The 14,385-nt window shown below is 40.0% G+C and carries 15 protein-coding genes and 1 pseudogene; all 16 read left to right on the forward strand.

Features of this window, described 5'->3' with window-relative positions; genetic code table 11:
- Positions 1 to 12: 12 nt before the first annotated feature.
- Entirely contained in the window at positions 13 to 558 is a 546-nt protein-coding gene (locus tag FY049_RS09540) for a terminase small subunit (RefSeq protein ID WP_446083612.1), read from the forward strand.
- Positions 533 to 1,822, forward strand: coding sequence for a PBSX family phage terminase large subunit (locus FY049_RS09545; protein ID WP_446083613.1), 1,290 nt, complete (start codon positions 533 to 535; stop codon positions 1,820 to 1,822). Before FY049_RS09540 ends, FY049_RS09545 begins: the two co-directional genes overlap by 26 nt.
- Complete coding sequence (locus tag FY049_RS09550; RefSeq protein ID WP_446083614.1) at positions 1,819 to 4,044, forward strand: portal protein; 2,226 nt, start codon at positions 1,819 to 1,821, stop codon at positions 4,042 to 4,044. Before FY049_RS09545 ends, FY049_RS09550 begins: the two co-directional genes overlap by 4 nt.
- A 1-nt stretch (position 4,045) precedes the next feature.
- A complete protein-coding gene (locus tag FY049_RS09555; RefSeq protein ID WP_446083615.1) occupies positions 4,046 to 4,849 on the forward strand; it encodes a hypothetical protein in 804 nt (267 codons plus the stop codon).
- 12 nt (positions 4,850 to 4,861) lie between these two features.
- A complete protein-coding gene (locus FY049_RS09560; protein WP_446083616.1) occupies positions 4,862 to 6,091 on the forward strand; it encodes a P22 phage major capsid protein family protein in 1,230 nt (409 codons plus the stop codon).
- 64 nt (positions 6,092 to 6,155) lie between these two features.
- Positions 6,156 to 6,689, forward strand: a complete 534-nt coding sequence (locus FY049_RS09565) for a hypothetical protein (RefSeq protein WP_446083617.1) — start codon at positions 6,156 to 6,158, stop codon at positions 6,687 to 6,689.
- Positions 6,690 to 6,759: 70 nt separating this feature from the next.
- A pseudogene (locus FY049_RS09570) lies at positions 6,760 to 6,927 on the forward strand (DUF2829 domain-containing protein); the annotation flags it as partial.
- Positions 6,910 to 7,125, forward strand: coding sequence for a crAss001_48 related protein (locus FY049_RS09575; protein ID WP_446083684.1), 216 nt, complete (start codon positions 6,910 to 6,912; stop codon positions 7,123 to 7,125). The pseudogene FY049_RS09570 and the gene FY049_RS09575, both read left to right, overlap by 18 nt.
- Before the next feature lie 12 nt (positions 7,126 to 7,137).
- Positions 7,138 to 7,761, forward strand: a complete 624-nt coding sequence (locus FY049_RS09580; RefSeq protein WP_446083618.1) for a hypothetical protein — start codon at positions 7,138 to 7,140, stop codon at positions 7,759 to 7,761.
- Positions 7,754 to 9,691, forward strand: a complete 1,938-nt coding sequence (locus tag FY049_RS09585; RefSeq protein WP_446083619.1) for a packaged DNA stabilization protein — start codon at positions 7,754 to 7,756, stop codon at positions 9,689 to 9,691. Before FY049_RS09580 ends, FY049_RS09585 begins: the two co-directional genes overlap by 8 nt.
- Before the next feature lie 3 nt (positions 9,692 to 9,694).
- A complete protein-coding gene (locus FY049_RS09590) occupies positions 9,695 to 9,895 on the forward strand; it encodes a hypothetical protein (RefSeq protein WP_446083620.1) in 201 nt (66 codons plus the stop codon).
- The gene (locus FY049_RS09595; protein WP_446083621.1) at positions 9,892 to 10,491 is read left to right on the forward strand and encodes a hypothetical protein; all 600 of its coding nucleotides are present in this window, start codon (positions 9,892 to 9,894) and stop codon (positions 10,489 to 10,491) included. Before FY049_RS09590 ends, FY049_RS09595 begins: the two co-directional genes overlap by 4 nt.
- Positions 10,488 to 11,384 (forward strand): hypothetical protein, encoded by an 897-nt coding sequence (locus FY049_RS09600; RefSeq protein ID WP_446083622.1) that lies wholly within the window; start codon positions 10,488 to 10,490, stop codon positions 11,382 to 11,384. The genes FY049_RS09595 and FY049_RS09600 overlap by 4 nt, the downstream gene beginning before the upstream one ends.
- A gap of 16 nt (positions 11,385 to 11,400) precedes the next feature.
- Positions 11,401 to 11,886 carry a hypothetical protein gene (locus tag FY049_RS09605; protein WP_446083623.1) on the forward strand — a complete coding sequence of 162 codons (486 nt, stop codon included), beginning with the start codon at positions 11,401 to 11,403 and terminating at the stop codon, positions 11,884 to 11,886.
- Positions 11,874 to 12,830: a hypothetical protein gene (locus tag FY049_RS09610; protein ID WP_446083624.1), complete on the forward strand. Its 957-nt coding sequence runs from the start codon at positions 11,874 to 11,876 to the stop codon at positions 12,828 to 12,830. Before FY049_RS09605 ends, FY049_RS09610 begins: the two co-directional genes overlap by 13 nt.
- A gap of 12 nt (positions 12,831 to 12,842) precedes the next feature.
- The gene (locus FY049_RS09615; RefSeq protein ID WP_446083625.1) at positions 12,843 to 14,351 is read left to right on the forward strand and encodes a hypothetical protein; all 1,509 of its coding nucleotides are present in this window, start codon (positions 12,843 to 12,845) and stop codon (positions 14,349 to 14,351) included.
- The last annotated feature ends 34 nt before the right edge of the window (positions 14,352 to 14,385 follow it).

Consider the following 14,385-nt stretch of genomic DNA (forward strand, 5'->3'; position numbering starts at 1 on the left):
GCAGGAGGAAATATGTCAAAGCTCACTGCAAAGCAACAAGCATTTATTGAAGAGTATTTGATTGATCTAAATGCTACTCAAGCCGCAATTCGTGCAGGCTATTCCGCAAAAACTGCATATTCCAAAGGGCAGTTGATGACCAAGACATTGAGCGCACATATAACAGAAGCTCAGGCCAACCGCTCAAAGCGAACTCAAATTACTCAAGACATGGTGCTCAATGAGCTAGCTAAGATCGGCTTTAGCAACATGCTTGATTATGTGTCTGTGACCAATGGCGGTGGTCTTGCCACTGACTTCTCAGCTCTTACACGAGATCAAGCAGCAGCGATAGGTGAAGTGACCGTTGAGGAATATACAGAAGGCAGAGGTGACGATGCTAAAAACGTCAAGCGCACTAAATTCAAACTGAGCGATAAGCGCGCTGCATTGGTAGATATGGGTCGGCATTTAGGAATGTTTAAAGACAAAGTGGAAGTCACTGGTGCAGATGGCAAGCCAATTGATTTAAGTTTAAGGGTGGTATTTGAAAATGATGGAAAAGAGAGTTCCGCATAAGTTCAAGCCCCTTTACACGCATTTAACCAATAGCGAACTATTTTATGTTTTCCACGGCGGACGAGGTGGTGGAAAGTCATGGGAAATTGCAGATTTCTTACTGATTGAGGGTGCAAGCAAAAAGCATCGTATTCTTTGCTGTCGTGAAATTCAGAAATCAATTAAGCAATCTGTACATAAACTCTTATCAGATCGGATAATAGCATTAGGCTTGGGAGAATTTTACCAGATCCTTGATACCGAAATCCGAGGAGCAAATGGCACAGAGTTTTCATTTTCAGGTTTGCAAAACCACACTGTAGATTCTATTAAGTCATTTGAAGGCGCAACAATCACTTGGATTGAGGAAGCACAAACAGTATCAGCGTATTCATTGAAAATTTTGATCCCAACGGTTGTGCGTACAACGAATTGCATGATCATTATGTCAATGAATCCAAAATTACCAAGCGATGCGGTTTATGCAGATTATATTGCTGTAGAACGTGCGGATACCCTTGTTGTTCAGATCAATTACGATGAAAACAAGAACTGCCCTGAAGAATTAGTAAAGTTGGCAGAGCAGATGCGCGATAGCGATTACGATGAATATGAGCATATTTATTTAGGTAAGCCTAAAGAAATTGCAGACGGTGCGATTTATAAGTCTGAGTTTGAGCAAATCAAACGTCAAAATCGAATTTGCAAAGTACCTCATGACCCAAATTTACCAGTTTATACATCTTGGGATTTGGGGATTCTTGATCCTACAGCAATTTGGTTTTTCCAAATTTATGGTAAAGAGGTTCGAGTCATTGATTATTACGAAGCAAATAACGAACCACTTGCACATTACACCCGAATCTTAGACGAGAAAAAACAGCAGTTTGGATATAACTATAGTAAACATTTTGCACCTCACGATATTGCAGCTCGTGATTTATCGAGTGGTGTTAGTCGTGAGCAGACAATGGCTAAGTTAGGTTATCGCATGACAAAAGGTGCAAGACTTGGTGTAGAGGATCGTATCGAAGCTACACGTCAATTACTTAAAAATTGTTGGTTTGATGCTGAAAAATGTAAATACGGTATTAGGGCCTTGCAAAATTATCGGCGTGAATTTAACGATAAGTTAGAACAGTTTAAGGCAACCCCTGTACATGATTGGGCATCACATGGTTCTGATGCATTTGGTGAAGGTGCTTTGAACATCAATAAAATGCAAATCCCAACAAGTAAAAAATCCCCACCGCCTCCACTCGCAACAAGGACAACATTGTCATGACAGATGAAAAGAAAAAAGACACTGATATTCTTGGACGTGTGCGCAAGTTGTGCGATGAAGCTGAGGATTATTGGGCTGATAATTACAAACTCGGCAAAGATGATCGTCAGTTTGTCACAATTGATAAAGAGCAATGGAGCGAGAAAGACCGCAAAGAGCGGGAAAAAGACGGTATTCCAACACTCACATTTAATGTGCTCAGAACGTATTGCAAACAACAAATCAATTCAGCCCGGTTGAATCGTCAGCAAATCAAAGCTGAACCTGTTGATGATATTGCGGATCCAGCAATAGCCAAAATCTTCAATGGATTGTTACGTGACACCGAAATTACTAGTGGCGCTGATAATGCTTATGACGCAGCAGTTGAGGGCGTTGTTTACGGTGGCATGGGCTTTGTTCGTATTCACGTTGATTACGTTTCACCTGATAGCTTCCAACAAGAACCCAAAATTCTCACTATCCATAATCCAGAGTCAGTTTATCTTGATCCGATGAGTAAAGAACTAGACGGCTCTGATGCTCGTTATGTTGTGATTAAAACATGGTTGCCAAGAGCTGACATTATTGACCAGTACGGTGAAGATGCGGCAAGTGATTTTGATGATTCAATTCAAAATAGTGAATGGCTCAATCATGACGATAAAACGGTATGTGTTGCTGAAATGTTTGAGATTCAACGTAAAGCAAAAACATTGTATTTATTGATTGATGGCACAACCACTTACGATGAACCTCAAGACAAAACGATGATTGAAAATCAACGTGAAAGTTACGAGGAGAAATGCTGGTGGTACAAACTTACAGGTACAAAAGTTTTAGAAGATCGTGAATTTATTGTGCCAATGCTGCCGATTATCCCGATATATGGTGACGTCACATGGGATGGTGAAAAGCGCTATGTTTATTCAATGGTTCACTTTGCCCGAGATCCTCAAAAGCTCTATAACTTTTGGAAATCTTCAGAAGCACAACAAATTCTAGAGGGATTGCGTAAGCAATATATGGTATCTGTTGAGGCATCACGTGATTTGCCTGAATGGGCGAATCCCAACGGTTATCAGGTTTTGCGCTATAACCATGTTACTGATGAAAATGATGTGCCATTGCCTCCACCTCAACAAATGCCTTCATTAACTGCTTTAAACGGTATTTTAAATGCAGCAGATGGAGCCAAGCAAAGCATTGAGCAGATTTTGAATATGCAACCTGCAGCGATGGGGAGTGATGAGCGTGGCCTTTCAGGTAAAGCCATTGGTATGCTGCAACAACGTGCCGATGTAAGCCATTTTCATATCACTGACAACTTGAACAAATCACTTGCTCAAGTTGGCCGTGTGCTAATTGGGGTTTATCAAAAGGCATATTCAGTGCAAATGGTAAAACGTATAACTGGTGAAGACAATAAAACTGAGCGTGTTCAACTAAATGCACCTGCGCCAATGCAACAGCAAGGGCAACAGATTGATGGTGTAATTGATGGCATTTTGAATAATTTAACGGTTGGTCGTTATGATATTCGTATGTCTACTGGTCCAAGCTTTATCAGTCAACGCCAAGAGAATAAGCAAGCGCTTACAGAATTATTGCAGTTTGTTCCGCAAATCGGTCAAGTCGCACCTGACTTATTGCTCAAAGCGTTTGATGACGGCAATATGCTTGAAGATATTGTTGAGCGTATCAAAAAATCTCTTGATCCAGCTTTGACACAAGATGGTGAAGATCCGCAGCTACAAGCATTAATGCAACAATATCAGCAGCAAATGCAACAGCTTCAACAGGAATTGCAACAGGCTCAAGCACAAGCTGAGGATAAGGATGCAGAACGTCAAGCTAAGTTTGAGATTGAGAAACTCAAAGCAGAAACAACGCTTGCTGTGGCCCAAATTAATAACGTAGCCAAAGCTGAATTGGAAGAGCTCAAAGGTGCAATCAATCTGATTTTGCAACATATGCAACCGCCTGAAGAGTGGCTTGATACCAATTCACACAATCAGCCACCACCTGAACAACAGACTTATCAAGAACCGCCACAAGATGGCGGTTTTTTAATGCCTGATGAAATGCAACAGCAAATGCTTGAACAGCAGATGTTAGAGCAACAGGCACAGCAACAAGAATTCGCACCCAATGACGGTCAGATTGGGATTGATGCGCAAAACATGGCTGTAGATGAACAAAACCCCGAACTTGACGGTTTTCAAGGCATAAGTGAGCAGTAGTATGGAAGATTTAGAGCAAACAACAGACAACACTGAACAAACCACAACACCAGTAGAAACAGAGCAATCTGAACAATCGCAAGGTGGTGATGGTAGTGAAGTTGAATTAACAGAGGAACAGCAAGCCGAAGCTGCTCAAAAAGCAGAAGAGGAAAAAGCTGCCCAACGGCAAAGTGCGATTGATAAGCGTATTGCAAAACTAACTTGGGAAAAAAACGACGCAATTCGTAAAGCTCAAGAGTTAGAGCAAAAGTATGCAAGTCAAGCTCAGTCTGCTTCTAAAGAGCCACAATTGCATGAATACGATTCAATCGAAGATTATGCAAATGCAATCTCTAAGTTTCAAGCAGATAAAGCGCGGCAGGAATATGCAAGTCAACATGAGCAGCAACGTAATGATCAATTACATCAAGCTCAAGCGTACAAACTTGAAGTAGCTGAAGCAGAGTTTTCAAAAACTCATCCTGATTATCAACGTGTCGTGGGTTCACTCGTTCATATCAGTGGCGGGGAATTACCAGAACAACTAAGCAGAGCTGTGCTTGAGTTGGGCGATGCTGCTCCTGCTGTACTTTATGAACTGGGTAAAGATCCTGTTGATATTGTTGAATTGCTCGATATGAGTCCAACACAGCAATTAATGAAGCTTGGGGAAATCCGAGCAACGCTAAAAAATAGTCCAAAAAATCCAAAAATCCCTAATGCCCCTGCGCCAGTGAATCCACCAAAGGGTGGGGCAAACTCAAAAAAAGATCCATACAAAGGATCTGATGAAGAGTTTTTGCGCAGCCGTGGTATCAAATAAGGTAATTGAAATATGTCAAATAATGTTTTAACTCATGATGTTGTAGCAAAAGAAGCAGCAGCAATGCTAATTGAAGAATCTGTCTTTATTAAATCGATCAACCGTGGTCGTGAGACAGAATTCAATAAAGATAAAGCGGGTTATAAAGTCGGTTCTCAAGTTCGAATCAAAATCCCACCAGTGCCAATTGTTACAGATGGCAAAGAATATAACGGGGATGATGCGGATCTAAACGCCAAGGAATCAACACGCGTTTTAAAAGTTGATACTCAAAAACACGTTTCATTAGAATTTGGTGCAGCAGAACAAACATTAACCTTAACCGACTTCAAAGATCGTTTTTTAAAGCCAGCTATCCAGTCTTTAGCAACTACTGTAGATGCGGATCTACTTAAACGTGCAATTGTGACTGTAAACAACAGCACATTGATTGGGGCTAATGAAATCTCGCCACTCGCTCCTTTTGGTCGTGCACGTGAAATGTTGGCACGTTCTTTAACGCCTGCAGCTGGTCGTATTGCCTTACTGTCATCTGAATTTACCAATGGCATTGTTGATACTTCAGGCACTCTATTTAATCCAAATGCTGAAATTGCCAAGCAATACAAAGAAGGTTATGTAGGCCGTGCACGTGGTTTTGACTTTGTCGAGTCTGAGCATATTTACCGTCAAGTAAATGGTAAAACATCTGGGATTACTGTTAATGGCGCTGGTCAAACTGGTGGCTTATTGACAGTTGGTGGGTTAGCTAATGGCGATGTGATCAAAGCAGGTCAGGTTTTTAGTTTACCTGGTGTTGAAATGCTACATCCGTTAACTCGCTTATCTTATGGCAAGCTTATGCAGTTTGTAGTGCTTGAAGATGTAACGGCAGGCGGTGCAACAGCGACTTTAAAAATCTATCCTGAAATCATACCTGATTTAGTCGGCGGGACTAAACAGGCAAATGCCAATGTTTCAGCATCTCCTGCAAATGCTGCTGGCTTAACTTTCGTTGGTGCTGATAACGATGTTATTGATCAGGCGCTTTGCTACACCAAAGACGCATTTAGTGCCGCTTTTGCTCCATTGAAAGTACTTGCAGGCTGCGAGGGTTACACCTTTAACACTGAAACAATGGCATTGCGTGTACAAACAGGTGGCAACTGGGTCAGTGACTATGAGGGAACACGTATTGACGTTCTTTATGGTTTTACCATGGTTCGTGGTAATCATGCTGCACGTGTAGGCCGTATCGATTAATCAACAATATAAATGACAACACATGCCCCTTAATTGGGGCGTTGTCATTTTTGGAGTATGTAAAATGCGTGAATTCCCAAAAATGCTATATGTAGGTTCGACTCAATCACATAAGCATCAACTTGCACAAAATGAAGACCATGAAGCTGAATTACGTGAATTTGGTTTTGTTGATTTTGCAGATTTAGAAAGTGAAGTTGAGCAAATGTCGAGTGGCGGCATGCTAGGTGGTGCATCAAGCGAAGATTTTAAAAACGCTTTTGTACCTATTGAACAATTTGATGCAGTCAGTGAAAAACTTGTTCAAAAAGAATTACAGCTCAATGTTGCCCAAACAGAGCGTGATGATTTTAAAACTGAAAATGACGATCTCAAAGGGCAATTGAGCAAAGTACTTGAAGAAAATCAACAGCTGAAAACGGTCATTGATTTATTCAAAGCTGAAACAGTGAACGCTACAGATGCAGCCGATTACAACTCGCTTACAACCCCACAGCTACAAAAGTTGCTTGATGAAAAAGGCATTGCATATTTAAAACGTGACAATAAAGAGACTTTGCTTGCTTTATTGGCTCAGCCAGTTAAAACGGAAGAATAAAAAGATGAAAAAAATGATAACTTTAACACTTTGTGCCTATATTGGAACTAAATCTGTATTAGCCACAACAATGACTCGCGGTGAGTATAACGAGTACCGAGGTTGGACTATTCCTGAAAATGAGGATCCAGCTGAGCAGGGTTATTTAGTTGAATATGTGGATGGCGGCAAACCAAATGATGAGCGTCATACGGGATATATTTCGTGGTCACCTCGTGATGTGTTTGAAAAGTCTTACCACCAATCACAAACCCCACAAGATCGAGTTCGTTTAGAACACCGCGAATTAAAAGAACGACGGGATAAACTAATTGATTTTCTTCAAAAAGGTCAGCCCGCTTTTATTGATGATAAAAACTGGACTTTACTTGAAGAACAGTGTGATGCAATGAATTGGTATTACACGATTCTAGGCAGTCGAATAGAACTATTTTAAGGCGAAATAACAATGAAAGTTCGTGATTTAGTCCATGCCTCAGCGCGTGTTATTGGCATCATTGCGTCAGGCGAAAATATGACAGATGCCGAGTTGAGTGATGCAGTATCCTCTTTAAATATGCTACTAGGGCAATGGTCTACATCACGAGATTATGTGTATTCATCTCAAGATATTGAGATCAACCTAAATGGTAATTCGTTATATCAAGTCGAAGCAAATTTGATTTCAGATGATGCCAAGCTCAATGACGAAGAAATCAAAATCTATCGTGATATTGCTCAAAACAAGCCTAAAAATTGCATTGAGTATGCCAAGATGCTGAATTGTTATGAATTACATATTCCGCAAAGAATTACAGGGAAATTAACGATTCAATCTTTGATTAGCCCTCAATTCCCACTTAAAGCGCTCGATGATATTACAGTACCAAATGAGTATTTCCGCGCAATTAAATACGCTTTAGCAATTGAGCTTGCACCTGAATATCAACTACCGATTACTCCTGATGTTCAGCAGCAATATCAGCAAGCTATGCGTATTATGCATCGTGCACAATCTACACCAACACCTGTAAAACCCGATCGAGTATTGATGGGTATTAGCCGTGGTAGACATTGGGGGCATTATGATTAAGCTGCCTTTAGTTGGTCCAGCATACAAAATGCAGTCACAAAGCATTAGTTGTCAAAATTGCATTAACTGGTATCCACAAACCATTGAATATCCAAACGGTTCACGTGTTGCAGCATTGATGCCTACACCTGGTCTAAAAAAATTATTTACTGGTGATGTTGCCGCTACCCGTTGTCTATTTGTTTTATCAAATGGTGCATTGCTTGTGGTAATTGGGAAAAAGCTATACCACAGCAAATCAAATAAATTAGAACTCACTGAGATCGGTTTAATCAGTGCACTTGGTACAGTGCGAATTGCGGATAATGGTCAAGTTGCGCTTATTGTGAATGGAACATATACATATGCATTTGATTTAAAAACCCTAACTTTGACTCGCTTATCTGGCTCAACCATTCCACGCTCAACACATGTTTTATTCTTAGATGGTCGCTTTGTGGTGAATAAAGCAAATACAGGTCAATTCTACTGGTCCGATTTGTATAGTACGAAAGTAAATGCGTTATCGTATGCAACCGCAGAATCTACACCAGATAACATCACTGCAATTGTGACATTTAACCGTGAATTATGGTTGTTTGGTGCGCAAAGTGTAGAGCGTTATTATGGTACTGGTTCGAGTAATTCTCCGTTTTCTCGTTTGTCAGGCGGTGCAATGGCGTTTGGTTGTCTTGCTCCTGATAGTATTGTTTCTCTCGCTACTGGTGTGATTTGGCTAGGTGTCAGCGAGTTTGGTGGCAATCAAATTGTTATGAGTGGCGGTGGTATTCCTGATCGAATCTCGACTCATGCGCTTGAAGAGGAGATATCCTCATTTACCAAGACTTCTGATGCTTCTGCTTATGCTTATCAGATCGAGGGGCATGTTTTTTATGTGATTTCGTTCCCATCGGCTAATGTGACGTATTGCTTTGATGTTTCAACAGGTCTTTGGCATCAACGCTCTTTTACCAATGCACAGGGCATACATGAGCGTCATCGTTCTCAGCATCATGCTTATTTTAACAATACGCATATTGTTGGAGATTACCGAAACGGCAAGCTTTACCAACTTGATAACAATACCTTTACTGATGACGGTGAGCTGATTTTAAGAGAAAGAACAGCACAAGCGGTCATCACAGATCAGAAGTTGACTCGTTTTAATCAGCTGCAGATTATTTGTGAAACTGGTTTTTATGGCGAGGTTAAGAAAGAAGATCCTGTCAATCCTGAACCTATAGGCTGCGAAGGCTCCATCCCTTCATGCACATTGGGTACTTTGACGAGTGGTGGTCTTTATAAAATCTATGTGAACGATGTTGAAATAACTGAGTCGAGGCGCTTGTTTTTAAGTGAAGAGGGCTCACGATCTTTATCAACAATTTTAAAAGATGATTTCAATGTTGTGTTTGTCCCATTAACTATAGATTTAGATATAGCAACCGATCCATTTTTTAATGATGTTGAAAATGGGCGTTTTGAAAATAGAAATCCAAGCTACATAAAACTCAGAATTGTGACTATTGATGCTTCAGCTATTAATCAGCAATTTGAACCTTTAAATGGCTCAATGCAACTTACACCTAGACCAGAAGAAGGGGCTTCTTTTTGTTTATCGCCTTATAAGTCTCAAGTAATTTCATGTGATGGAGCATATTATCGACAGTTTTTTCGAAGCTTTCGAGGTTTTTGGGATATGGAATTAAATGGAACCTTCTATAAATCATCTATAGATATGTTGCAAAATTATATTCATCGAAATTTTAGTGGCATATTAGATTCTGATTTTGATGGTTTTTTATATATTGCAAATATTTCTCAAGAAAACCAACGTATTAGATTAATTCCTGTTGATGATACTAGTTATTTTGAACCAAGCGAAAATGATACTTTTATAGCTCATGAAGATGGGAGTTTAACTTTTTGCTTAAGCGTTTATGAGGGGTGATACATGGAACCACTTTTACAACTTAATTGGTCAGATGATAACGGCCATACATGGTCTGATACTCGCCTGATCCCTTTGGGTAAAAAAGGTGAGTATCGTAAACGTGTGATTGCTCGTCGGCTTGGGTCTGGTCGAGATCGAGTCTTTCGACTTCGATGTTCAGAACCAATCAAGATCGTAATAATTGAGGGGCTACTCGAATGACTCAAGGCATCCCCTCAAAAGATTTACTCGTTGATAGAAACGGCCAGATAACGACAATCTGGCTTATTTTTTTTGAGCAACTGTATTCTCTATATTCAAATACAAGTGAAAGCAACACGGAATCAATTGCCCAGATTAAACAAATTGCAGATCAAGCACTTGAACTTGCAAGCAATGTCAAATCAACAAATGATGATCAGCAAAAAGAGATTGAAAAGCTATATGAGTTAATTAATGGCTCACAAGAGAATCAGCGACTTGAGCAAATTGAATCTAGCATTGAGCAATTACAATCCTCTTTAAACGATCTAAGCAACACATTTAGCAGCTCACAAAGTGATTTAATAAAACAGATTAAAAGTCTACAGACCCAAATAAACAACATAGCAAACTCAACCTTTGTTGATGCCCCAGAGGATGGAAAAACCTATGGGCGTAAAGACGCTGAGTGGTCTGAAATCGTGGCAGTGAAATTATCATTGCCATTTTTTTTAACTGATGGAACAAAACAGAGCATCCCATTAACAAGTGACTTTCAACTTCCATTTTTCTTATCTGATGGTACCCAATTAAACATTCAAACGGTGACAGTATGACAATTCCCTTAAAGCATAGGCCAGATGGTTTGGGAGAATTTGAGCCTAATGATGTTGTTCCCATTGAGCATGGTGGTACTGGATCTTCAACATTATTGGATGCTCAAAATGTTCTAGGTATCACAGACAAATTAGATCGTTCTGAATATATCCAACATTTCAAAGGTGTCTTTAATAGTTATGCAGCTTTGACTGCGGCATTGCCAACTGCCTCAGATGGTGATTATGCTCATATCGACTCAGGTTCTGGCTTCGATCGAATGGTCGCTATTTGGGATAGCTCAGACACTAAGTGGGTAGTTACTCAAGCAAACGCTGGTGCAAATACGGATGAAGTACCTGAAGGCAGCCAAAACCTATATTTTAAAAACCAACGAGTTTTAGCAACGATTCTTGAGGGTTTGGTTGCAGGTACAAATGCAGAGATATTGCCAACTGATAATGTGATTACTGCATTTCAAAAGTTACAAGCTCAACTAAAAAGCTCAATCCCTGTATGGGTTGACGCAGAAACTATAGGAACTTTTAATGCGTCAAATTTCGGTCATGCAACTATTGGCGGGCTCCCAGCGAAATTAGAGTTTGCAAGAATAGGCGGCAATCTTTGGGTCAGAGGATTTTTACTACATAAAGTTTTTGGGTCAGGACAAATTTTAACTATAACTGATAAGAACTATAAAATTTGGTCGAAAGGTACGGATAATGCTGGGATCTCTGCGGTATTTGCTTGGCTCTCAGGAAACTCAAATGCACTCACTTTAGTTTCTCCTTCCGATGTTTATAACGAGTCTACAGCGACAAGCAGTAGCCAATGGTTAAATGCGCCAAACACAATGGCGGCGACAACTTTTCACATCCCTATGCAATGTATAGGAAAATTAGTTTTACCTTAACAATAAGGAGTCAATCATGGACTTACTCAGTTCTTTAACTGGCTCTAATGAAGCCACTTCAATAGAAAAAGAACCATTAGATTATTTAAAAAAAGTATTCGATTTACAGAAAAGTTTGCTTGAGCTTGAGCAATTAGACATACCAGTTGAACATCATTTTGCACCTGGTAATTATGCGCGTGAATGCTTTTTACCAGCAGGCTCAGTAGTGATTGGGAAAGTACATCGTCATGCCCATGTGAACATTATATCAAAAGGCAAAGTAACTGTTGCAACTTCAGAGGGGCTTCATGAATACGAAGCACCATTGACGTTTATTAGTGAACCCGGAGCGAAACGTGCTCTGATTGTTCATGAAGATACGGTATGGACCACAGTACATCCAAATCCATCAGATACACAGGATCTTGCATTGATTGAATCCGATGTGATCGTTCCTGAGAGCGAAGTTGAAGCATTTATTCTAAGTTTGAATCAGGAGAAAATCACATGTCATGGGTAGCAGCAGGAACCGCCGCAGTATCAATTGGCAGTAATCTTTATGGAAGTAGTAAAGCCAAAAAGGCAGCCGCAAAAGCAGCAGCAGAACGAGCCGCAGCAGCCAAAAAAGCTGCAGGTCTTCAAAGCAGTGCCTATACAAACGCAGGCAAATTACAATCAGATGCAGCATTAAAAGGTTCAGGATTATTAAGTCAAGGTTATCTTGATTCTAATAATAATTTGCAACGTGGATACGATACAGCGAATTCAACGCTGAGCAATGGCTTAAATTCTGCATTAGCATATCAGAAACCTTATGCTGATTTAGGCTCTCAAGCGAGTGGCTTATTATCAAAAGGTTTATCTGATGGCAGTTTGACACGTGGATTTAGCATGTCAGATTTTAATGCTGATCCGGGTTACGCATTTCGAAAACAGCAAGGTATGGACGGAATCCAATCTAGTGCTGCCGCAAGCGGTGGATTGCTCAGCGGTGCAACACTTAAAGCATTAAATGGTTACAACAGTGATCTTGCAAGTCAAGAGTATCAAAACGCTTATAACCGCTTTGGTAACGATCAGGCTAATGCATTTAATCGTTTATCTACTACTGCACAAATGGGGCAGAATTCCGCAAACAATATGAGCAATATGACCTATAACAATGCTTCTAATGTTGCTGGCAATCAAACCTCACTTTCTCAATTGATCTCCCAAGGCTTACTTGGCTCTGCAAATGCTAATGCAGCTGGATTAACTTCATCTGCGGGCTTTAATGCTGATGCGCTTGTAAATTCTGCAAATGCGCAAGCAACAGGTCTTTATAACGCAGCAGGTGCAAATGCTAATGGCTTAATTCAAAAGACTGACATAAACAATCAGATGCTAAACGATGTTATTAAGAATAGTTCATCTGGCATTGGCGCATTAGCTAAACGCTATGGCGGTGGTGGTAAAACCTCATAAGGTGTAAATATTATGGCGACTCAAAACCCAATCCCTGTTTATTTCAATCCTGAAATTGGCCCTAACTATAAGGGCCTTTCATTTGAAGACATAGCCAACTCTTTTAATAACGGCCAACAGTTCAGCAATCAGATTCAGCAACAGCAGCAACAGGGAATTTTAGCTCGATTGATCGCTCAAAATACTGGTGCAGACGGTCAAGTTGATTTAAATAAGTCTTTACAGTCAGTACAAACAAATCCCAATCAGAGATATCAACCTGAAATGGTTAATACGTTGTCAGGGATGATTCAGCAACAAAATGCAGTGAAATTAAAAGCTCAACAAGATGCGATTAAGTTTAATGCAGATACCAATAAAACTAATGCTGAAACAGGGAAGTTGTATCAGGAGTCAGGTGAGAAAAAATTAGGAAATACTCAAAAAGGGCAAACTTTACTATCTAATTTAATTGCTACGTCTACAGATGTCACAGATGCTGCAAAAAAATTAGAGATTCTAGGTTCACAATATGGTTTGCCACCTGAAACTATTGAAGCAACAAAAGCTCAATTGATCGATTTAGCTGCAAATAATCAAGGCGGTTCAGATGCTTTTGAGAATATTCGTAAAAGCTATGGATTACTTGGGGCTTCAGATCCAATCAAGTATTTGACACCTGAGGCAAATACCGTTGCCAACAATGAAGCGAGTAATACAAATAATATACGTGACAATCAAACAAAAACCCTTGGAATTACAACTGATGCAGAAACAGCCAACAAAGATCGTATACAGAAGCAAAGCCAATTTACTGAAGCTCAAAAATTAGCAGATTGGATTGCCAAAAATAAACCCATTGATGAATTTACGGCTCCAGATGGGACAAGATATAACGTTTATCCAGGTGGTAAAGGGATTGCTGTTTCAGATAAAAACGGCACTGTATTAAAAGCACAAGTGAAAAGTGGTGAAACACAGATTCAAAAGACTGAACGTATGGAAAAAGCTCTAGGGTATGAAGATGCTGCTAAAAGTGCGGCGGGTGCTTCAACTTTGGCTGCTAAATTAGCAAATGATCTTAAAGGTTTAAATAGTACTGCTGGCGGTTTTGGTATTTTAGCTAAAGTACCAGGTTCTTCTCAAAAAACCTTTGCTTCACAGATTGAGACCTTGCAATCTCAAGTATTTTTAAATCAAATTGCTAAAATGAGAGGATTAGGGGCTTTAACCGATGCAGAAGGTCAGCGTCTTGCTACGTCTATCTCTAATCTTGATATAAACCTTGATCCTATTACATTACAAAGTAATTTAAGTGAAATATCTAAGGTTATGTCTGGAGCGGCAGTTAAGGCAAGTAAGTTAGCCAAGCTTCATGTTAATCCAAATGCTGTTCAACAGTCTCAAAGCCAACAAAGTGTAGGATCAAACCAATCTATGACTACATCAATGGTAGAGGTTAGGCAAGCAGCTCAGCAGATGGGCTTAAGCGTTCAAGATGCCGTGAATATGTTTAAAGCTCAAGGCGTTAACATTCAGTAGATAATTGATCGTTTTGTGTGCTATAAATCCCTCA

This window comes from Acinetobacter sp. 1125_18A, assembly GCF_052824985.1.